Source organism: Wenjunlia vitaminophila DSM 41686, assembly GCF_000380165.1.
GTDB classification, from domain to species: domain Bacteria; phylum Actinomycetota; class Actinomycetes; order Streptomycetales; family Streptomycetaceae; genus Wenjunlia; species Wenjunlia vitaminophila.
This window is the reverse complement of the sequence record NZ_KB904658.1, coordinates 1-21,569: the sequence shown is the minus strand read 5'-3', so window position 1 is coordinate 21,569 and position 21,569 is coordinate 1. Positions and strand designations below refer to the sequence as shown.

The window sequence follows — 21,569 nt, the reverse complement described above, 5'->3', positions numbered from 1 at the left end:
CATATCCTCATCACCCCCCGTACGAAGATCCCTCCTCCCGGCCTCAGCGGCGTTCCTCCTGGCCGTGACCGCGATCGCCGCCGGTGGCGCACCGACGAGCGCCGAAGCGGCGCCCGCCTCAGGGACGGCCAGGGTGTTCGTCCAGTTCGACGCCGACCCCGCGCTCGCGGTGATCGAACGTCAGGACATCGACACGCGGGGCCCGGTGAGCCGCGCGGCGAAGGACCAGCTCGACAAGCGCCGGGACGCCCTCAGGGCCCAGCAACGGCGGTTCGTCGAGGCCGCCAACGACGCGGGGATCGACGCCAGGGCCCGGCGCCACGTCACCGGCCTGATCAACGGCGTCGCTGTCACCGTGCCCGCCGCGGACACCGACCGGCTGGCCGGGCTGCCCGGGGTCGCCGCCGTGGTGCCGGACACCCTGATGAAGGTCAACACCGACACCAGCGTCAACCTGGTCGGTGCCCGCGAGGTGTGGAACGGCAGGGCCGGCGGGGGAACCGGGGCGCGGGGCGACGGGATGACGGTCGCCGTGATCGACTCCGGCGTGGACTACACCCACCGCGACCTCGGTGCGGGCTTCGGCCCCGGCCACAAGGTCGTCGCCGGCCACGACTTCGTCAACAACGACGCCGACCCCGCGGACGACAACGGCCACGGCACCCACGTCGCCGGGATCATCGCCGCGGACGGCGAGGGCGACCCCGACCGGATCACCGGTGTGGCCCCGCACGCCGAGCTGACGGCGTACAAGGTGATGGACGACCGGGGCCTCGGTTACGTCTCGGACATCATCGCCGGGCTCGACGCCGCGGTGGACCCCGCCAACCCGCACCGCGCCGACGTGGTCAACATGAGCCTCGGCGGTCCCGGTGACGGCACCGACCCCCTGGGCCTGGCCGCCAGCGCCGCGGTGGACCTGGGCGTGGTGGTGGTCGCCTCCGCCGGGAACTCCGGTCCCGGAGCGCAGACCGTGGGCACCCCGGCGTCCGCCCGTGGCGTGATCTCGGTCGGCGCCTCGGCCAGCGGCGTCGCCCTGCCCACCGCACGCGTCGTCTCCCCCCGGGAGGACCTGCTCCAGACGTTCCGGGCCCCCTACTCGGCGTCCGCGCCGAGCGAGCCGGTCACGGGCGAACTGGTGGACGTCGGCGAGGGCACGGCCGCCGACTACGACCGGGTGGGCGACGTCCGCGGCAAGGTCGTCGCCTACCGCGCCAGCATCCCCGAGGACATGCGCTACGTGAGCCCGGAGATGCTGGACCAGGCCCGGCTCGCCGAGGACCGCGGGGCGGTGGCCCTGCTCGCCTACGAGGAGTCCGGCGGCGGTCCCGTGCTCGCCGCCGGGGAACCCGTCGGGGAACCCCCGGCCCCGCCCACGGGCCAGGGTGTGCCGGTGGTGCCGGGGACGCAGGAGTCCGGGGACAGCTTCCGGATGGACAAGATCGTCGTGTTGGGCGTCTCCGAGCTGCAGTGGCCGGAACTGGCGGCGGACCTCGAGAAGGGTCCGGTGCGGGTGTCGGTGGGCGGCAGGGACGTCACCGACGAGATCGCCGCGTTCAGCTCCCGGGGCCCGGCCGCGGACTTCCACCTGGAACCCGACCTGGTCGCCCCGGGTGTGGAGATCAGTTCCACCTGGCCGACCGACCAGTGGGCACCGGGGAAGTACCGGGTGTCCGGAACCTCCATGGCCGCCCCGCACGTCGCCGGCGCCGCCGCCCTGCTGCGCCAGCTCCGTCCGGACGAGAGCGTGGAGCGGATCGGTGGGCGGCTGATCGGCTCCGCGGCCCCGGCCAAGGGCGACGCCGCCCCCACCGGCCAGGGAGCGGGCCGCCTGGACGTGGCGGCGGCGGCCGACGCCAGCCTCACCGCGTCACCCACCTCGCTCTCCCTCGGGCTCGCCGACCTGACCCACTCCAGGATCAGCGACCGGGGCGAGGTCACCCTGCACAACACGGAGGACCGGCCGGTAACCGTGGACCTGCGCGCCCGCCCCTCGGCGGGGGACGCGGGCAAGGCGTCGGTCTCCCCGCCCCGGGTCCACATCCCGGCCGGCGGCTCCGCCACGGTGACCGTCGCCGTCTCCGGCGACCGGCCCGACCGTGACCAGGACCTGTCCGGGTGGCTGATCGCCGACCCGCGGCAGGACGGTTCCCCGACGCTGCGGGTGCCCTACCTGCTGGCCGCCCGTCCCCTGCTGGTGCAGGCCTCGCCGGACCCCAGCGACGGGCGCTCCTCCGCGTTCGTCTACAGCCCGACCGAGCTGGCCTCACCGCCGACGCTGACCGTCACCCCGCCCCGGGGCCGGCCGACGACGGTGCGGATGACCCACGACCACGGCACCTGGTACCGCGCCGCGCTGAACGGCACCGTGCCGGGCACCTACGCCGTGGCCGCCAGCGCCGACACCACGGGCGGGACCCGGCTGGTCGGCGGCTCGTACCTCGAGGTGCTGCCGCAGGACAACCGCCCGGGAGGGGACCGTTGGGAGCCGATCGGCCCCAACAGCGAGGCCGGCGACATCTCCACCACCCCCGCCGACCCCTCCGTGGCCGCGCTGGCCCGGTACCAGACCCTCGCCCCGTGGACGACCGACGACTCCGGGCGCACCTGGACCCAGCGCAGCCGGCTCCCGGTGGCGGCGGGCACGGGCCAGATCGTCATCGACTCCACCGACGCCGAGACCATGTGGTACGCCGTCAACAGCGGAACCGACGGCGTGATCGGCGTGACCCTCGACCCCACCTACCAGGGCCGACTGCTGCGGACCCGGGACGGTGGACGCACCTGGCAGGTCCTCGACGTCCCCGACGTTCGCATCCGCGCGCTGGTGAGCGACCAGAACACGCGGGTGCTGATCGCGGTCACCGCAGACGGCCTGCTGGTCAGCCGGGACGACGGCGACCACTGGACCTCCCAGCCCAGCCCGGTCTCCGGCGACCTCCAGGGGGCCGCGGTCGGCGGGGACGACCTGTACCTGGCCGACAGCACCACGGTCTGGGCCGTGCGGGACATCGCCGGTCCAGCGCCGGGGACACCGCAGGTCGAGCAGGTCCACACCGCGGAGCACCAGCCGCTGGGCGACCTGGTCGCCGACGGGGACCTGGTCGCGGTGCTCGACGACGAGGACCGGGTGATCGGGTCGCGGGACTCCGGGCGCACCTGGCAGGAGCTGTACCAGGTCGCCGACCGGTCGGCGTTGTCCATGGTCATGGACAACGGGACCCTCGCGGTGTTCACCTACCGCAACACGCACCACCTGGGCCGCGACCACGGCACGACCTGGGAGGCCGTGGAGCAGCCGGTGCGCGGCGCGGTGGAGACCGACATCGCCCACTGGGGTCCCGACGGCCTGCTGTGGACCTCGCCGGGCGCCGGCATGTTCCGCACCCGGCTCGACGGCACCGATCCGCAACGCATCGGCGTCCAGGGCAAGACCGTCTACGACCTCGCCGTCACCACCGGTCAGGACGGGGTCCAACGCCTCCTCGCGGGCACCGACTCCGACGTCTACCGCACCCCGCTGCCCACGGGCGAGGTCACGCCGCAGACCCGTGAGTGGGGTCTGACCGGCAAGGAGGCGTACTTCGGCGTCAAGGTCGGCCAGCTCGCGGTCGACCCCGACGACCCCGGGACGGTCTGGAAGATCCGCAAGGACGCCGTCTCGCGGTTCCACGTCTACCGCAGCACGGACGGGGGCGAGACCTGGGAGCGCCGCGGCACCACCGGGGAGACCCCGTTCGGTCTGGCCCTGGGTTCCGGGGACGACGAGCGGGTGGCGGTGCCGTTCTGGAGCCTTCGCGGCTCCGGGCTCTACGTGACCAGGAACGGCGGGACGACGTGGAAGAAGCTGTTCCACGACGAGATCTTCACCACGATCGCCGCCGACCCGAGCGACCCCGACCGCCTGTGGCTGGGCAGCAGCCGTGGCCTGTACCGGTCGGACGACTTCGGCACCACGGTCACCAAGGTGGCGGACGGCGCCGTCCGCTCGCTGTGGATCTCGTCCGACGGCCAGCGGGTGGTGGCCGGCGGCCCCGACATCAGGGTGAGTGAGGACTCCGGGCGCACCTTCCGGGTCGCCGAGGCCTCCGAGGCGCCGACCTGGGTTTCCGAGGTCGTGTCCTCCCCCACGAACCCCGGCACGCTCTACGCGGCCACCAGGTCGTTCACGGCCAACGGCCTGCTCAAGGGCGGGCGCGGGGTGCTGCGCAGCACCGACGGGGGGCGCACCTGGGTCAACGTCTCCGGTGGCCTGCAGAACCTGTCCGTGGTCTCGTTGGCCACCAGCCCGGACGGCCGGTGGCTGTACGCGGGCACTGAGGACGGGGGTGCGCACCGGCTGAGGATCGGCTGACACCGTCCCGCCGGCCACCCGGCAGCGACGGGCACCCGCGCCGGGGCTCAGGACGAGCCCCGGCGCGGCGCCGTCCCCCTCTGCCGGGGCGGCGGCGTCAGGCCAGGTCGGCGACGAGTTCGGCGACGGACTTGCGGCGCCCGGTGTAGAACGGCACCTCCTCGCGGACGTGCATCCGGGCCTCGGAGCCGCGCAGGTGCCGCATCAGGTCCACGATCCGGTGCAGTTCGTCCGCCTCGAAGGCGAGCAGCCACTCGTAGTCGCCGAGGGAGAAGGAAGCCACGGTGTTCGCCCGGACGTCCGGGTAACCGCGGGCCATCCGGCCGTGGTCGGCGAGCATCCGGCGGCGGTCCTCGTCGGGCAGCAGGTACCAGTCGTAGGAACGGACGAAGGGGTACACGCTGACGTAGTCGCGCGGCTGTTCCTCGGCGAGGAACGCCGGGATGTGGCTCTTGTTGAACTCGGCCGGGCGGTGCAGCGCCATGTTGGACCACACCGGTTCCATGGCCCGGCCGAGACGGGTGCGCCGGAACTCGTTGTAGGCGAGCTGGAGGGCGTCCGCGGTCTCCGCGTGCCACCAGATCATCAGGTCGGCGTCGGCGCGCAGCCCCGACACGTCATAGGTGCCGCGCACCGTGACGTCCCTGGTGGCCAGCTTCTGGAAGAGGTCCTCGACCTCGGCCGCGTAGCCCTCCCGGTCCTCGGGCAGCACCTCACGCAGCCGGAAGACCGACCACAGGGTGTACCTGATGACCTGGTTCAGGTCGCGGGCCTTCCTCTTCCCGGTCCGCTCCTCCGGTTCGGACGGGGTGGCCTGGTCGGACGGCACCTGGTTCTCGGCGGGGGTGGAGGTCATCGGATTCTCCTTGCGTGGGTGTCCCGCCCTTCGGGGCGGGGAGGGAACACGTCCTCGGAGCAGAGCCGCGCAGCGGTGGGGTCCGCTGGGCCACCTGGCCAACGGGCGCCGCTCCCAACGGAACTGGGAGGGTGTGAGGCGTGGCGCGGCAGGTCCAGCGCGCGTGTCGCCCCTGCCTCCACCCGGCCGGCGAGCGGCGCACCACCGTGCGGACGTGCGACCGCGACACCACTCACCACCGCGACACCGACCCGGCACACCGCACCCGGACCGCCGGGCCAGCGGTGACCGCCTGCGGAAGCGGTGCGAGACCTCAACGGAAGTCCTCCCGAACAGGGCAGTCGTCGACGGAACAAACCCAGCGAGTGACCACTGGCCCCCCGCCCTCGGACGGGGAGAGGGTCACGACCTCATTGTCTCTCCGCCGCCGAGCCCGGCGCGGGCGGGGTTCACCCCGTCCAGCAGACCGTCCACGGCCCTGCGGGCGCTGCCCACGCACGCCGGGATGCCGACGCCGTCGTACACCGCCCCGCACACACCGAGCCCGGGCAACTTGGCGACCTCGGCCTGCACCCGCTCCACCCGGTCCACGTGGCCCACCGCGTACTGCGGCAGCCCGTCGTTCCAGCGGGTGACCCGGGCGGCCACCGGAGCCGCCCGGAGCCCCGCCGCCTCGGCCAGATCGGCCCGGGACAGCCGGACCAGGTCGGTGTCCTCCCGGTCCAGGTGGGCGGTCTCGCCGTACCGGCCCACGGACGTGCGCAGCACGAACGTGTCCTTGCCGGCGTCGGAGATCCAGCCCCACTTGCGGCTGGCGAACGTGGACGCCTTGATGGCCCGGCCGTCCACGGCGGGCACCAGGAAGCCGCTCCCCTCCGGGAGCCCGGCCACGTCCCTGCGGCGGAACGCCATGGTGACCAACGCCATGCTGGCGTACTCCACGCCGGCCAGCTCGGCCGCCGCCTGGGGCGCCTCGACCCGCAGCAGTTCCGCCGCGGCCGGCGCCGGGACCGCGAGCACCACCGCGTCCACCTCCCGCACCTGCCGTCCCTTGGGTCCCTCCGCCACCAACTGCCAGCGGGAGCCCAACCGCCGCAGGTCGCTCACCCGGGTCTCGGTCTGGATCTCCACTCCGGCCCCGCGGCAGGCGTCCGCGACCGCGAGCGGCAGCCGCCCCACCCCGCCGCGGACACCGGTGAAGACCGGACCGGTCCTCGGCGGCCCGGACCTGCGCAGTCGGCGCACCGCCCCGGTCAGCGAGCGGCGGGCCCGCAGCTCCTGGTAGAGCTTGGGCATGGCGGCGCGCAGCGAGATCCGGTAGGCGTCGCCGGCGTACACCCCGCCGAGCAGCGGGTCCACCAGCCGGTCGACGATCTCCCGGCCCAGCCGTGCGGAGACGTAGTCGCCGACCGACACGTCCTCCCGCACCGGGGTGGGTGGCAGCGCCCGGTCCAGCGACAGTCGGGCCAGGCCCCGCGGGGAGAGCAGCCCGGAGGACACCAGGGCACCGAGGTCGCCGGGGACCCCCATGACCTGGCCGCCCGGCAGGGGACGCAGCGCGTCGCGGGTCCACACCTTCGCCTCGGTGGTGGCGGGCGGCTCGAGGTCCGGCTCGAGGCCCACCGCCCGGGCCAGCTCCACCGCCTCGGTGCGGGTCGCCAGGATGGACTCGGCACCGAGATCGACCGGAACCCCGGCGATCTCGTCCGCGTACAGCTTCCCGCCGAGCCGCGCCGTGGCCTCCAGCACGGTGACCGACAGCGGGCGGTCGCCCGCGGTGCCCCCGCGCGCCTCCTCGGTCTCCCCCCGCTCGGCACCACCGGTCAGGAACCACGCCGCCGCCAGGCCGGAGATGCCTCCTCCGACCACGACGACCTGTACGGGGGCGGCGCCCCGGGGACGGGACCGGAAACGAGGCTGGGCCGGCGAAGCGTTCATGTCCCCACTCTCGCAGACCGTGATGACGCGCGACGCGCCGCGGTCGTCCCGTTCCGCGGCCCCATCGTGATCTGTTCGCGATCCGCGAACGGGAACCTCCCCCCGGTCGGCCCCGTCGAAGCGGCGACACACCACGCGCCGCCGCCTCGGGCGGTTCGCGCTCACCAAGGGGGGAACGACGATGCACTCACCACCGTCCGGCGCTCCGGGACGCCGCCGGGTCCGACGGCTGCCGCTGCTCGCCCTGCCGCTGGCCCTGCTGGTGCCGGTCACCGGGTGCGGCTCCAGCGGCGGCGGCTCGGACGGCTCCGCGGACCAGGCGGCGGTCGCACCCGCGGACCAGCGCGGCGAGCGGGGGCCGGGCGAGGGCACCAGTGCCGACAAGGCGGCACCGCAGGCCGCCAGGACCACCGACTCGGACCAGGACCCGACGGTGCGCAAGGAGACGCCGGTCGCCGCGAAGACCCACGTCATCCGCACCGCCACCCTGGAGATCCGCACCCGGGACCTCAGCGACGCGGTGGACCGGGCGCGACAGCTCGCCGACGGGGCCGGCGGTTACGTCGGCAACGAACGCACCGAGACCGACGACCTGGGGCAGGCGCACTCCAGGTTGGTGCTGCGGGTGCCGGTCGACACCTACGACGACACCCTCGAGCAGCTCACCGAGCTCGGGGGCGCCAAGGGCAACGAGCTGACCGGCCGCACCGAGTCCACCAAGGACGTCACCAACCAGGTGGTGGACACCGACAGCCGGCTGAAGGCCCAGAAGGCCAGCGTGGACCGGGTCCGGGAGCTGATGGGGGAGGCCAGGACCATCGCGGACGTGGTGGCGCTCGAGGCCGAGCTGACCAGCCGCCAGGCCGACCTGGACTCCTACCAACGTCAGTTGGAGTCCCTCCGGGACCGCACGTCGATGGCGACCGTCACCGTTGAGCTCACCGAGCCGGCGAAGGAGGAGGAGAAGAAGGACGACGACGAGGGGATCGGCGAGTCCGTCGGGGACGCGCTGCGCGGGGGCTGGGACGCCCTCGTGGTGGCGGTCGGCGCGGTGCTGGTGGCGCTCGCGGCGTCGCTGCCGTTCCTGGTGCTCGCTCTGTTGGTGTACCTGCTGTTGCGGGTCCTGGTCAGGCGGGGCGTGATCCGGCGTCCCCGGACCGCGGCGGTGCCCGTGCCTGCCTCCACGCCGCTGCCCGTCCCCGGGCCGCTGCCGCCGCCCACGCCCGGCGTCACGGGCCCGGCCCCGGCCCCGGCCCACCAGGCGCCGCCCCCGTCACCGACCGCCGAGCCCCCCGCCGACGGCGAGGCCCCGCGGGGTTCCTGAGCCGACGGGTGACGGCGGGGCGGGGTCCGCACCGGGCCCCGCCCCGCCGTCGCTGCGACGCGCCGACACGAGCGTCACGCCTGGGACGTGGTGTGGACGAAGTCGACCAGCCTGGTCAGCGCGTCGGGATCGGTCGTCGGCAGCACCCCGTGCCCCAGGTTGAACACGTGGCCCTCGGTCGCCTTGGCGGCGAGCAGCACCTCGCTCGCCTTCGCCTGGACCACCTGGTGCGGGGCGAACAGCACCGCCGGGTCCAGGTTGCCCTGGACGGCCCTGCCCGGACCGATCCGCCGCGCCGCCTCGTCCAGCGGCACCCGCCAGTCCACCCCGACCACATCGGCCCCGGCCTGCCCCATCAGGTGCAGCAGTTCCCCGGTGCCCACCCCGAAGTGGATCCTCGGCACCCCGAGACCCGCCACCGCGTCGAAGACCTTGGTGCTGGCCGGCAGGACCGAGCGACGGTAGTCCTGCGGGGCCAGCGCACCGGCCCAGGAGTCGAAGAGCTGCACCGCGGAGGCGCCCGCGGCGATCTGCACGCGCAGGAACGTCGCGGTGATGCCGGCGAGCCGGTCGAGCAGGTCCCGCCACAGGTCGGGGTCCCCGTACATGAGCGCCTTGGTGCGCTCGTGGTTCCGCGAGGGACCACCCTCGATCAGGTAGCTCGCCAGGGTGAACGGCGCGCCCGCGAAACCGATCAGCGGGGTGGTGCCGAGCTCCGCGGTGAGCAGCCCCACGGCCTCGGTCACGTAGTGCACGTCGTCCGGTTCCAGCGGCCTCAGCCGCTCCAGGTCGGCGCGGCTGCGGATGGGCTCGGCCACCACCGGGCCGACGCCGGGCCGGATGTCCAGGTCGAGCCCGATGGCCTTGAGCGGGACCACGATGTCGCTGAAGAAGATCGCGGCGTCCACCCGGTGCCGACGCACCGGCTGGAGGGTGATCTCGGTCACCAGGTCGGGGCGCATGCAGGAGTCCAGCATGGCGATGCCCTCACGCACCTGGCGGTACTCCGGCAGGGAGCGGCCCGCCTGGCGCATGAACCACACCGGTGTGTGCGGGACCGGTTCGCGGCGGCAGGCGCGCAGAAACGCGGAGTCGTACGCGGGCCCCCTGCGTACCCCCGGGCCGGGGGCGCCCCCGGCGGGTCGCCGGCCCTGCGGCTGTCCGTCGTCCACTGGCTGTCCGTTGGCAATCACACACCGAATCCTCGCATGCTCCAAGCGGGCGACCCGCCCACGCACGCGGCATGCACCACTGACGGCCTCCAGCAGCCTAGTCTTCCGGGCATGGCAGCGGTCAGCGGGCACTTCCCGGACGGGAATGACCCTCCTCTCCGGTTCCAGCGCGCGGTGGACGCCCTGCGCGCGGCGACGGTGCGCCCGGAGGTCGAGCTCACCCCCACCCGCCCCCCGGCGCGGCTGGCGACGTACGCGTACGCGGTGACCGGCACGGTGCAGCAGGACGGAGCGGAACTGGCCGACGGCCGGCTGGTGCTGCTGCACGAGCCGGCCGGGCAGGGGGCGTGGCACGGGACCTTCCGCCTCGTCACCCTGGTGCGGGCGGACCTCGAACCCGAGATGGCGGCCGACCCCCTGCTGGCCGAGGTCGGCTGGTCCTGGCTGACCGGTGCGCTCCAGGCCCACGGCGCCGCGTACGAGGCCCCGAGCGGCACGGTCTCCCGCTGCTCCTCGCACTACTTCGGCGGGTTGGGTGCCCGCCCGGTCTCCACCACGGTGGAGATCCGCGCCTCGTGGACCCCCCGTGAGCCCGAGGCGGGCCCTGACCTGCTGCCACACCTGGCGGCCTGGTGCGACCTGCTGTGCGCCAGCGCGGGGCTGCCTCCCGCCACACCCGGTGGGGGTGGCGGAACGGGCGGGGAGGGGCCCGGTGGTCCCGGCGGGGGCCCCGTGGTGCCGATGCCCTCCCGCCGTGGCCCTCGGCGCTGAGCCCGGGCGCTGAGGCCCCCCGGACCCGCGGACCGGGGGCGCCGCCCCCGGTCGTGGCGCCGGCCCCCGCCCGGGACCGACCGGGTCGCAGCCCCGGGGACACCGGGTGCCAGGAGCTGGTCGGAAGCGGGGCGCCGGCACCGGAACCGATGACGCACGGTCACCGGACGCGGCGTGGACCCGTTCGTCCGACGACCGGCACTGACCGATAAGTCGGCATTTCAGGCGCCCTGGGATCGTTCAACAGACGGCATTGCCCGAATTGTTACTAACTAAATCGGGATCTTTCGCTAAAGCCGGGCACGGATGGTGCCGAAGCACTCAGTGACCCTTTTCATCAGCGGATCCCCCCGACTTCCCCATGTCGGACCCGTCCTGCCACCCCACAGGAGGCCCGGTGTCGGTTCTTCTCGAGCACCCCACAAGCCTGGTCGCCTATCGGCCGAACAAGCCGACAGCGATGGTCGTCGTCGCCGACCCGCGTGTCCGCAGTACCGTCACCCGGCACCTCTGGGCGCTCGGAGTCCGGGACGTCATCGAGGCCTCCTCCATCGCTGAGGCACGTCCCCGGGTGGCCACTCCCAGGGACATCTGCGTCGCCGACGTGCACCTCCCCGACGGCTCGGGGCTGACCCTCCTCGCCGAGACCAGGGCGGCGGGCTGGCCCAACGGTCTCGCCCTTTCCGCCGCCGACGACATCGGCGCGGTTCGCAACGCGCTGGCCGGCGGGGTCAAGGGTTACGTCGTCACCGGCACCAGGACCAGCGTGGGCCTGGCCAACCGGCCGGGCGCCGCCCCGATCGGCGTCGGCGCGACGCGGCTGCGCCGTCCACCGGGCGCCACCGCCAACGGCTACCGCGAGCTCTCCGGCCGGGAGGTGGAGGTGCTGCGGCTGGTCGCCGAGGGCCAGTCCAACAAGGCGATCGGCGTCTCCATGGGCCTTTCGGCACTGACCGTCAAGAGCCACCTCGCCCGCATCGCCCGCAAGCTGGGCACCGGTGACCGGGCCGGGATGGTGGCGGTGGCCCTGCGCACCGGCATCATCCACTAGAGCCACCCCATCCCGACCCTTCGGACGCACCGGAGCACACCGGGGCGGACCAGGGCACGCGCCCGTCGGCGGAGCGCTCCGCCGGCGGGCGTTTTGTATGGACAGCTACCCTGGGTAGGTGACCGACGCCCCTGAAGCCGCCGTAACCGACCAGACCCCGGCGCCGGTCCCGCTGCTGGATCCGCGCGAGGGCATCCCGCCGGTCGTCGCCAGCCCGGAGGCACTGGCCTCGGTGGTCGCTGCCTTCTCGGCGGGTACCGGTCCGGTCGCTGTCGACGCCGAACGCGCTTCCGGCTACCGGTACGGACAGCGGGCCTACCTGGTCCAGTTGCGCCGCGCCGGAGCGGGGACCGCGCTGATCGACCCCATCGCCTGCCCGGATCTGACCGCACTCGGGACCGCGCTCTCCACCACCGAGTGGGTGCTGCACGCCGCCAGCCAGGACCTCCCCTGCCTGGCGGAAGTGGGGATGCGCCCCCAGCACCTCTTCGACACCGAGCTGGCCGGGCGGCTGGCCGGGTTCCCCCGGGTCGGTCTCGGCGCCATGGTGGAGAACGTCCTGGGCTACTCCCTGGAGAAGGGCCACTCGGCCGTGGACTGGTCCACGCGCCCGCTGCCCGAGCCCTGGCTGCGCTACGCCGCCCTCGACGTGGAGCTGCTGGTGGACCTCCGGGACGCACTGGAGGAGGAGCTGACCCAGCAGGCCAAGTTGGGCTGGGCGTTGGAGGAGTTCGCGGCCATCGCGGCGGCTCCACCGCCGGAGCCACGGGCCGAGCCGTGGCGCCGCACCTCGGGGATGCACAAGATCCGCCGCCGCCGGCAGCTCGCCGTGGTGCGCGAACTGTGGACGGCGCGGGACCGGATCGCCCGGGAACGGGACGTCTCACCGGGCCGGGTGCTGCCTGACGCGGCCATCGTCGCCGCCGCGCTGGCCACCCCGCAGAACCTCCACGCCCTCGCCGTGCTCCCCGGGTTCGGCCACCGCACCGGCCGCCGCCAACTCGAGCAGTGGATGGCCGCGGTGGAACGGGCCCGCGCCCTGCCGGAGAACGAGTTGCCGCAACCCTCGGCCCCGGTGACCGGCCCGCCCCCACCCCGCGCCTGGGCCGACAAGGACCCGGCCGCCGCGGCCCGCCTCTCCGCCGCGCGAACCGCGGTGACCGCCCTGGCCCAGTCCCTCGGGCTGCCCCAGGAGAACCTGATCACCCCGGACACGGTGCGCCGCCTGTGCTGGTCACCACCGAAGGAGCCGACCCCGGAGGAGATCTCCGCCGTCCTGTCCTCCCACGGAGCCCGTTCCTGGCAGGTGGAACTGGTCACCCCGGTCCTGGTGGCGGCCCTGGTCTCGCCATCTGGGTGAGGTCACACCAGGAGGGACTGGGCACACGAGTTACCCGCAAGTAGCATAGGCTTCCGACGACGCCTCCGGTGGCACACCCGCGCCTGCCGGCGTGCCACCGTGGGGGTCGTCATGCAGTCCCATCCCCGGCGACACGGAGACGTGACGGAGACGTGAGCGAGCCCAGGGCCACGCCCGACGTCGGGAGCGACGAGACCAGGCTCCCGAGGGCCCCGACACCACGCGGCCGACGCCGCGTGGCGGACCACGGCGCCGAGGACCGTCAGCGGCGGCCCCCGCCGGCCAGCAGCGAGCGAACCCCCCACCACGCCCCGACACGCGACGAAGCCGGCGACCGAGGGCTCCCACACCATGCGGCCGGCGGCGAGCAACACCAAAAGAGGCCGCAGTGTCGTGCACCCGAACCCCGACGACGCGCAGACGTGAGCGAGCCGCAGCGACACCATGCGGCTGGCGCCGCGGGCCGCGCCCCTGCCGAAGAGACGAAGCCCGCGACCGAGGGCTCCCACATCATGCGGCTGGCGCCGCGCGGGGGGAGCCGGCTGAGGAACGCCGGCAGGGGCACCCCAAAGCGGCCGGCGGCGAGCGAACACAACCAAAGGCCGCAGTGTCGTGCACCTTCACCCCGACGACGCGCAGACGTGAGCGAGCCAAAGGCCGCTGCCCCGGCCGAAGAGACGAAGCCCGCGACCGAGGAACGAGGGAGCGCGCTGAGGAACGCCGGCAGGGGCACCCCAAAGCGGCCGGCGGCGAGCGAACACCAAGAGAAGGAGCCAATGTGCGTACCGCGAGGGACGTCGTCTTCGTAGACGGCGTCCGCACCCCGTTCGGCAAGGCGGGCCCGAAGGGCATGTACCACGAGACCCGCGCCGACGACCTGGTGATCAAGTGCCTCCGGGAGTTGCTGCGGCGCAACCCGGACCTGCCCCCGGAGCGGGTGGACGACGTGGCCGTGGCGGCCACCACGCAGCTCGGTGACCAGGGCCTGACCATCGGCCGGTCCGCTGCGCTGCTCGCGGGCCTGCCCAAGTCGGTGCCCGGCTACGCCATCGACCGGATGTGTGCCGGGGCGATGACCGCCGTCACCACGGCGGCGGGCGGCATCGCCCTCGGCGCCTACGACGTGGTGCTGGCCGGGGGGGTCGAGCACATGGGCCGGCACCCGATGGGCGAGGGCGTCGACCCCAATCCGCGTTACCTCTCCGAGAAGCTGGTGGACACGTCCGCCCTGGTCATGGGGATGACGGCGGAGAACGTCCACGACCGCTACCCGCAGTTGACCAAGGAGCGGTCTGACGCGTTCGGGGTGCGCAGCCAGGAGCGTGCCGCCAAGGCGTACGCCAACGGGCGGATTCAGCAGGACCTGGTGCCGGTGGCGGTGCGGCGCACCACGCCCGAGGGCGGGGAGCTCGGCTGGGGTCTGGCCACAGCGGACGAGCCGATGCGCCCGAACACCACGATGGAGGGCGTCGCCAACCTCAAGACGCCGTTCCGGCCGCACGGTCGGGTCACCGCGGGCAACTCGGCGGGTCTCAACGACGGTGCGACGGCGTGCCTGGTGGCCGCGGAGGAGACCGCGCACGAGCTGGGTCTCCCGGTGCGGATGCGGCTGGTGACGTTCGCGTTCTGCGGGGTGGAGCCGGAGGTCATGGGGCTGGGACCGATCCCCTCCACCGAGAAGGCTCTGGCGAAGGCCGGCCTGTCGATCGACGACATCGGCCTGTTCGAGATCAACGAGGCGTTCGCGGTCCAGGTGCTGTCCTTCCTGGACCACTTCGGGCTGCCCGACGACGACGAGCGGGTCAACGCCTGGGGTGGCGCCATCGCCTTCGGCCACCCGCTGGCGTCCTCCGGGGTGCGGCTGATGATCCAGTTGGCCCGCCAGTTCGAGGAGCACCCTGAGGTCCGCTACGGCATCACCGCCATGTGCATCGGCATGGGCATGGGCGGCACCGTGATCTGGGAGAACCCGCACTACGAAGGGGCCAAGTGACGTGAACGACCTTTCCCAGCTCGCGCAGGAACTCTTCCCCGACGAGGTGGTCACCCAGGCTCACGTCCGCCATCTGGACCTCCCGCGGAACGCCGGCCGCTTCGCGCTGATCACGCTCGACAACGGCCATGACCACACCAAGCCGACGACGTTCGGGCCGCAGGGCCTGGTCAACCTGAGCAACGCGCTGGACCAGGTGGAGGCCGAGGCCGCCGCCGGAGAGATCGTCGGCGTCGGACTGACCGGCAAGCCGTTCATCTTCGCGGTCGGCGCCGACCTGAAGGGCGTCGAGGCGGTCCGGGAGCGCGGCCACGCGTTGGCCATCGGCCGGGGCGGCCACGACGTGTTCAAGCGGTTCCAGTCGCTGGCGGTGCCCACGTTCGCGTACTACAACGGCGCGGCCATGGGTGGCGGCGTGGAGATCGGCCTGCACTGCTCGTACCGGACGGTCTCGACGGCGGTGCCCGGGTTCTCGCTGCCGGAGGTGTTCCTCGGCCTGGTGCCCGGGTGGGGCGGTTGCACCCTGCTGCCGAACCTCATCGGCGCCGACCAGGCGATCAAGGTGATCATCGAGAACGCCCTCAACCAGAACCGGCAGCTCAAGGGCGTACAGGTGCTCGAGCTCGGCATCGCCGACGCGATGTTCGAGGCCGCGGACTTCCTGGAGGAGTCGCTGCGCTGGACCTCGGCCGTCCTCAAGGGCGAGCTCAACGTGCAGCGGCCCGAGGTGGACCGCGGCGAGGCGTGGGACGCCGCCGTGGAGCGTGGCAGGGCGCTGGCGGACTCCAAGGTGCACGGGGCCGCACCGGCCGCGTACCGCGCGCTGGACATCATCTCCATGGTGAAGAACGGCGATCTGCGTGCCGGCTTCCAGGCCGAGGACGAGGCCCTGGCCGACCTGGTCATGGGCGGTGAGCTGCGGGCCGGGCTGTACGCGTTCAACCTGGTGCAGAAGCGCGGGAAGCGGCCGGTGGGGGCTCCGGAGAGGTCCCTGGCCCGCCCGGTGACCAAGGTCGGCATCGTCGGCGCCGGCCTGATGGCCTCCCAGCTCGCCCTGCTGTTCGCCCGCCGCCTCGAGGTCCCGGTGGTGCTCACCGACATCGACGCCGAGCGGGTGGCCAAGGGCGTCGCCTACGTCCACGACGAGGTGGACAAGCTGCTGGCCAAGGGCAGGATCAACCAGGACAAGGCAAACCGGCTGCGGGCGTCGGTCACCGGGTCCCTGGACAAGGCGGAGGCCTTCGGCGACGCCGACTTCGTCATCGAGGCGGTCTTCGAGGAGATGGCCGTCAAGCAGCAGGTGTTCGCCGAGGTGGAGGCCGTGGTGCGGCCGGACACGGTGCTGGCCACCAACACCTCCTCGCTGTCGGTGTCGCAGATGGCGTCGAAGCTGAAGCACCCGGAGCGGGTGGTGGGCTTCCACTTCTTCAACCCGGTCGCGGTGCTGCCCCTGCTGGAGGTGGTGCGCGGTGAGCAGACCGACGACGCCTCGCTGGCCACCGCGTTCGCCGTGGCCAAGCAGCTCAGGAAGACCGCCGTGCTGGTCAAGGACGCGCCGGCGTTCGTGGTCAACAGGGTGCTGACCCGGTTCCTCGGCGAGGTGCTGCACGCCATCGACGAGGGCACCCCGGTGGAGGTCGCTGACCGCGCGCTGGCCCCGCTGGGTCTGCCGATGTCCCCGATCGTGCTGCTGGAGCTGGTCGGCCCCGCGGTGGCCCACCACGTGGCCGGAACGCTGCACTCGGCGTTCCCCGACCGGTTCCCGGTCTCGGAGAACCTGGGTCGCATCGTGGAGGCCGGCAAACGGGCCGTGTACCGGTACGACTCGGGCAAGCCCGAGGTGGACCCGGAGGTGGCCGCGCTGTTCCGGACGGGTGACCGGGTGCTGACCGAGGAGCAGGTGCGTGACCGGGCGCTCGACGCCATCGCCCAGGAGATCCAGCTCATGCTGGACGAGGGCGTCGTGGCGGAGGCCCAGGACGTCGACCTGTGCCTGATCACCGGCGCCGGCTGGCCGTTCCACCTGGGCGGGATCACCCCGTACCTGGACCGCTCCGGCGTCTCGGAACGCGTCAACGGCAAGCCGTTCCTCCCCGCGGGCGTCGCCAGCGTCCCCGCGTAGCGCCGGGCGTTCGGCGACGACACGGCACCACCGGAGGCGGCCCCGACCGGGGCCGCCTCCCGGGGGCACGGTGGGCGTCGAGGTCCGTGCGACGCTTGTCGCATGACTCCTCTCGTCGTCGTGGACGGCGCCAACGTGGTGGGCTCGGTTCCGGACGGGTGGTGGCGGGACCGCCACGGGGCCAACGAACGACTGCGGGACGCCCTCGCCCCGCTCGGCCACGCTGGGTTGCCGGACCGGTCCGACGTCCCGCGGTGGGCCCGCCAGGGACCGCTTGAGGTGCTGCTCGTGGTGGAGGGTGCGGCTCGACGGGTGTCCTCGGTCGTCGGGGTGCGGGTCGTGGGCACCGCGGGCAGTGGGGACGACCGCATCGTGGCCGTGGTGGCGGAGGCCAGGGCCGCCGACCCCGAACGCCCCGTGCTGGTGGTGACCGCGGACCGGGCGCTGCGGGAACGGGTGGCCGCCCACGGCGCCGAGGTGGCCGGGCCACTGACGGTCCGTCCCTGAACGCCCCGGGCCCGGCTCGCGGGACCGTCGGGGGCGCAACGGCGCGTCCGACGTCCCGCACCAGTTAGAACGACGTGTGTCGCCGTCACGTTCCCGCCGCCGGTGTGAGGTTTCCCCCTCCGGCTACTCCTTCTCACCGCGGCGGTCCTGACCCATGATGCGTTGTCGCGGGGAACCGCCGGGCAACGGCCGCTGCCACAGCGACGCGCCCAGGCGCCTCGTCCGCGTCCGCGGCCAACGGGGTCGGGGCGAACGGTGACCGAGGAGGACCCGGACTTGACCGAACCCGCCACGACCCCCGACGCGTCGGCCGCCGGCACCTGGACCCTCGGCGACCTGCGGGTGAACCGGATCGGTCTGGGAGCGATGCGCCTCACCGGCGGCGCCGCGTTCGAGGAGGGCCCGCCCAGCGACCGACAGGTGTCGATCCGGGTGCTGCGCCGCGCGGTCGAGCTGGGCGTCAACCACATCGACACCGCGTCCTTCTACTTCTCCCGGCTGCGCTCGGCCAACGAGCTGGTCAACACGGCGCTGTCCCCGTACCCCGCGGACCTGGTCATCGTGGCCAAGGTCGGCCCCGGAAGGGACCCGTCGGGTGAGTGGTACTCGGCCACGCCCGAGCAGCTCCGCGGCCAGGTGGAGGAGAACCTGCGCCAGCTCGGCCTGGACCACCTCGACGTGGTGATCCTGCGCAGGATGTCCCAGCCGTCGATCGCCGAACACTTCGGCGCGCTGGCAACGCTGCGCGATGCCGGCCTCGTCCGGCACCTGGGAGTCTCCAACGTCTCAGCCGCCCAGTTGGCCCAGGCCCAGGCCATCGCGCCGGTGGTGTGTGTGCAGAACCAGTTCGGCCTCGACGTCCGGGCGCAGGACGAGGTGCTGCGGAGCTGTGGCGAGCAGGGCATCGCCTTCGTGCCCTACTTCGCCATCGCCGGCCAGGGCCGCGAGAGGGGCGCCGCCGCGAGTCCGGGCGGGAGCGAGCGGGTGCTGGCCGTCGCGAGGGCCCACGGCGCCTCACCGGCCCAGGTCCGGTTGGCGTGGACCCTGCACCACGGGCCGCACGTGCTGGCTATCCCGGGAACCGGCAACCCCGACCACCTGGAAGCCAACGTCGCGGCGGGCGCGCTCCGACTCACCGACGAGGAGATGCGCCTGCTCGGAGCTCCCCCCGCCTGACCACACGCCGCTCCGCGCCTCTCCGACCCGGTCCGCGCACCGTCACCCGGGACGGAGCCACCCGGGACGGCGTCACCGGCGTGTGTAGAGCACCGCGCCGTCCGCGGTGTCCAGCCGCCGGTAGTGCCGGTCGAGGAAGCGCCGCAGCTCGGGGATCTGAGCCGGGCGGTAGGGGGCACCTCGGGAGTCGTCCACGACCAGCGCCGGGGGACGCGTCCGCAGCTCCTCGCGGAAGGTCACCCAGGCCCCGGGCACCCCGTGTTCCTCCCCCACCCGCTCGTCACCGCGTCCACCGCCGAAGTTGGTCAGCAGTCCCGCGGTCAGGAAGCGGGAGGCGGGGCGCCGGTCCGCGAACCAGTAGTCCTCCGGGTGCATCCCCCAGATCAGCACCTCCTCCTTGGGCGCGGTGTGCTCCCGGACCGATGCGGCCACCACCCGGGTGTGGTCCAGTTCCCCAGCGGGGTGCACCACCCCCCAGGACCAGTACCCGGCCGCGGTCAGCGCGGTGCAGGCCAGCACGGGACGCCACCAGTGGGGCAGGCGGCGCAGCGCGGCCACCCCGAGGAGGGTCAGCGGGGGCACCAACTGGAGGTAGTAGTGGCCGAAGAACCGCAGGCCGGCGAGCACAGCCAGCCCGCTGCCGGCGAGCCACAGCCACAGGGCGGGGTCGGCCACGGCACGGTGGCCGACCCGCAGCCGGATGACCGCGGCGAGCGGGGCGGCGGCAGCGACCGCCAGCACGGCGGCGTTCCCCGCTGCCCGGGCGAACGCGGTGCGCCAGGAGTCGCCGAGCGCGGCGTAGTCGCCGTTGCCGGTGACCGTCCAGAACAGGAAGCCGCCGGGGCCGGTGGCCAGCGCCACCGCGGTCACCGGAAGGGCGAAGCCGAGGGCGGTGGTGAGCGTGCCGCGGACGTCACGCCGGCGCCAGAGCATCCAGGCCAGCGGTAGCAGCACCACCCCCGCGGTCTGCTTGGTCAACGCGGCCAGCGCCGCGCAGGTCCCGGCCGAGGCCCACTGTCGGCGTTCGGCACAGCGGAAGGCCCAGGCGGTGCCGGGGAGCATGAACACCTCGAAGGAGGCCGTCTGGGTGTCCTCCGGTGCGAGCCCGATCGAGATCAGCAGGTACAACGCCCCGGCGGCTGCCCCGGCGTGGTCCCCCCACCGCCGGCGGGCGGTGCTCGCCAGGGCGACCGCCGTCATCAGGTGCGCCCCTACCGCGAGCACCCGCAGCGGCTGGAGCGAACCGTCACCGAACAGGGCGAAGCAGGCCTGGTAGGTCCACGGCAACAGCGGCGGTTTGCGGTCCACCACGGTGTCGTAGAGTGCTCCGCCGTCGGCGAGCATCCGGGCCTGGGTGGCGAGGTAACCCTCGTCGGGGTTCCACACCGGGCGAAGGAACGAGGGCACGCGGGTGACCAGGGCCAGCGCGGCCAGTGCCGGCAGCAACCTGGACCAGTAGTGCGGTACGGCGGGCACTCCCTCACCGTATCCACCGGTGGCACCCGGCGCCCGTGGCGCACCGCCGGCGCGCCCCGCGCTGTGGCTCCGCGCCGGAGGGGACACCGGTGCGGACGTCGCGGCACCGCGCCCCTTGACGCGGTGCCGCAACCCGCCCTATTCGACGACGACCTCGGCGGGCTCGTCGTCCAGGCGGCCGTCGAGCCTGGCCACCAGGCCGGTCACCTGGCGGGCGATGTCGGGGGCGGTGAGTCCGACCTCGGCGAGGATCTCCGAGCGTGACCCATGGTCCAAGAACCGCTCAGGCAGACCGAAGTCCCGCACCGGCACGTCCACCCCCGCGTCCCGCAACACCTGCGCCACCGCCGCACCCACACCACCAGTACGCACATTGTCCTCCACCGTCACCACCACACGATGCTCCCGCGCCAACCCCGGCAACACCTCATCCACCGGCTTGACCCACCGCGGATCCACCACCGTCGCCGTGATCCCCTGCGCACCCAACAACCCCGCCACCTCCACACACACCGACGCCATCACACCCACCGCCACCACCAACACATCCGCCCGCACACCCACACCATCCACCACACCATCAACCACACCAGTGGCGGTGTGAGAGACGGTGTCCCCGGGGCCGGTGCCCGTGGCAGCCAGCACGTCCATCCCCCCGATCCGGCCCACCGCCGGCACCGGCTCACCCACCGCACCCTTGGCGAACCGCACCACCGTCGGCGCGTCCGCCACCCCCACCGCCTCCCGCAACAACAACCGCAACTGCTCCGCATCCCGAGGAGCCGCCAACCGCAACCCCGGCACCACCTGCAACACCGACATATCCCACATCCCATGGTGCGACGCCCCATCCGGACCCGTCACACCCGCACGATCCAACACGAACGTCACCCCACACCCATGCAACGCCACATCCATCAACACCTGATCAAACGCACGATTCAAGAACGTCGAATACAACGCCACCACCGGATGCAACCCACCCGTCGCCAACCCCGCCGCCGACGTCGCCGCATGCTGCTCCGCGATCCCCACATCAAACACCCGCTCAGGGAACTCCTTCGCGAAAGGACCCAACCCCACCGGCTGCAACATCGCCGCCGTCACCGCCACCACATCATCACGCTCACGCCCCAACCGCACCATCTCCGCACCGAACACCGACGTCCAGTCCACCCCACCCCGCGACACCGGCAACCCCGAATCCGGATGAATCAACGGCACCGCATGAAAACGATCCGCCTCATCCCGCTCCGCCGGCTCATAACCCCGACCCTTCTCCGTCAAACAATGCACGATCACCGGCCCACCAAAACGCTTCGCCCGCAACAACGCCGACTCCAAAGCACCCACATCATGCCCGTCAATCGGCCCCACATACTTCAAACCCAAATCCTCGAACATCCCCTGCGGGGCAATGAAATCCTTCAACCCCTTCTTCGCCCCGTGCAACGACTCGTAAATCGGCT

General features: G+C 73.2%; 14 protein-coding genes. 9 read left to right on the top strand and 5 right to left on the bottom strand.

Annotated elements, in window-relative coordinates; translation table 11 throughout:
• Positions 1-64 precede the first annotated feature (64 nt).
• Positions 65-4,354: a S8 family serine peptidase gene (locus tag A3IG_RS0108630; protein ID WP_157862230.1), complete on the top strand. Its 4,290-nt coding sequence runs from the start codon at positions 65-67 to the stop codon at positions 4,352-4,354.
• Positions 4,355-4,451: 97 nt separating this feature from the next.
• Here A3IG_RS0108630 and hemQ read toward each other — a convergent pair whose 3' ends face one another.
• A complete protein-coding gene (gene hemQ / locus A3IG_RS0108625; RefSeq protein ID WP_018383155.1) occupies positions 4,452-5,210 on the bottom strand; it encodes a hydrogen peroxide-dependent heme synthase in 759 nt (252 codons plus the stop codon).
• Between the two features lie 402 nt (positions 5,211-5,612).
• Positions 5,613-7,148, bottom strand: coding sequence for a protoporphyrinogen oxidase (hemG, locus tag A3IG_RS29055; RefSeq protein WP_078500204.1), 1,536 nt, complete (start codon positions 7,146-7,148; stop codon positions 5,613-5,615).
• 181 nt (positions 7,149-7,329) lie between these two features.
• On the opposite strand from hemG, the gene A3IG_RS29050 reads away from it, so the two are divergent.
• Positions 7,330-8,472 carry a DUF4349 domain-containing protein gene (locus tag A3IG_RS29050; protein ID WP_018383153.1) on the top strand — a complete coding sequence of 381 codons (1,143 nt, stop codon included), beginning with the start codon at positions 7,330-7,332 and terminating at the stop codon, positions 8,470-8,472.
• A gap of 74 nt (positions 8,473-8,546) precedes the next feature.
• On the opposite strand, the gene hemE is transcribed toward A3IG_RS29050, so the two are convergent.
• The gene (gene hemE, locus A3IG_RS0108610) at positions 8,547-9,554 is read right to left on the bottom strand and encodes a uroporphyrinogen decarboxylase (RefSeq protein WP_236719041.1); all 1,008 of its coding nucleotides are present in this window, start codon (positions 9,552-9,554) and stop codon (positions 8,547-8,549) included.
• A 201-nt stretch (positions 9,555-9,755) separates the two neighbouring features.
• Here hemE and A3IG_RS0108605 point away from each other — a divergent pair, with 201 nt between their 5' ends.
• The 7 genes from A3IG_RS0108605 (at position 9,756) to A3IG_RS0108575 (ending at position 18,624) form a co-directional block, all read left to right on the top strand.
• Positions 9,756-10,415, top strand: coding sequence for a DUF3000 domain-containing protein (locus tag A3IG_RS0108605; protein WP_078500203.1), 660 nt, complete (start codon positions 9,756-9,758; stop codon positions 10,413-10,415).
• Between the two features lie 397 nt (positions 10,416-10,812).
• Complete coding sequence (locus A3IG_RS0108600; RefSeq protein WP_026220039.1) at positions 10,813-11,466, top strand: response regulator transcription factor; 654 nt, start codon at positions 10,813-10,815, stop codon at positions 11,464-11,466.
• A gap of 118 nt (positions 11,467-11,584) precedes the next feature.
• Positions 11,585-12,826, top strand: a complete 1,242-nt coding sequence (locus tag A3IG_RS0108595; RefSeq protein ID WP_018383149.1) for an HRDC domain-containing protein — start codon at positions 11,585-11,587, stop codon at positions 12,824-12,826.
• A gap of 778 nt (positions 12,827-13,604) precedes the next feature.
• The gene (locus A3IG_RS0108590; RefSeq protein ID WP_018383148.1) at positions 13,605-14,819 is read left to right on the top strand and encodes a thiolase family protein; all 1,215 of its coding nucleotides are present in this window, start codon (positions 13,605-13,607) and stop codon (positions 14,817-14,819) included.
• Position 14,820: 1 nt separating this feature from the next.
• Positions 14,821-16,941 carry a 3-hydroxyacyl-CoA dehydrogenase NAD-binding domain-containing protein gene (locus tag A3IG_RS0108585; RefSeq protein ID WP_018383147.1) on the top strand — a complete coding sequence of 707 codons (2,121 nt, stop codon included), beginning with the start codon at positions 14,821-14,823 and terminating at the stop codon, positions 16,939-16,941.
• A gap of 102 nt (positions 16,942-17,043) precedes the next feature.
• The gene (locus A3IG_RS0108580) at positions 17,044-17,448 is read left to right on the top strand and encodes a hypothetical protein (RefSeq protein WP_026220038.1); all 405 of its coding nucleotides are present in this window, start codon (positions 17,044-17,046) and stop codon (positions 17,446-17,448) included.
• 276 nt (positions 17,449-17,724) lie between these two features.
• Positions 17,725-18,624, top strand: coding sequence for an aldo/keto reductase (locus A3IG_RS0108575; protein ID WP_026220037.1), 900 nt, complete (start codon positions 17,725-17,727; stop codon positions 18,622-18,624).
• A gap of 72 nt (positions 18,625-18,696) precedes the next feature.
• On the opposite strand, the gene A3IG_RS0108570 is transcribed toward A3IG_RS0108575, so the two are convergent.
• Both A3IG_RS0108570 and A3IG_RS29045 read right to left on the bottom strand, forming a co-directional pair.
• A complete protein-coding gene (locus tag A3IG_RS0108570) occupies positions 18,697-20,100 on the bottom strand; it encodes a glycosyltransferase family 39 protein (RefSeq protein WP_018383144.1) in 1,404 nt (467 codons plus the stop codon).
• Between the two features lie 138 nt (positions 20,101-20,238).
• Positions 20,239-21,569: transketolase C-terminal domain-containing protein (locus tag A3IG_RS29045; RefSeq protein WP_018383143.1), on the bottom strand; the 1,331-nt coding region annotated here is incomplete at its 5' end.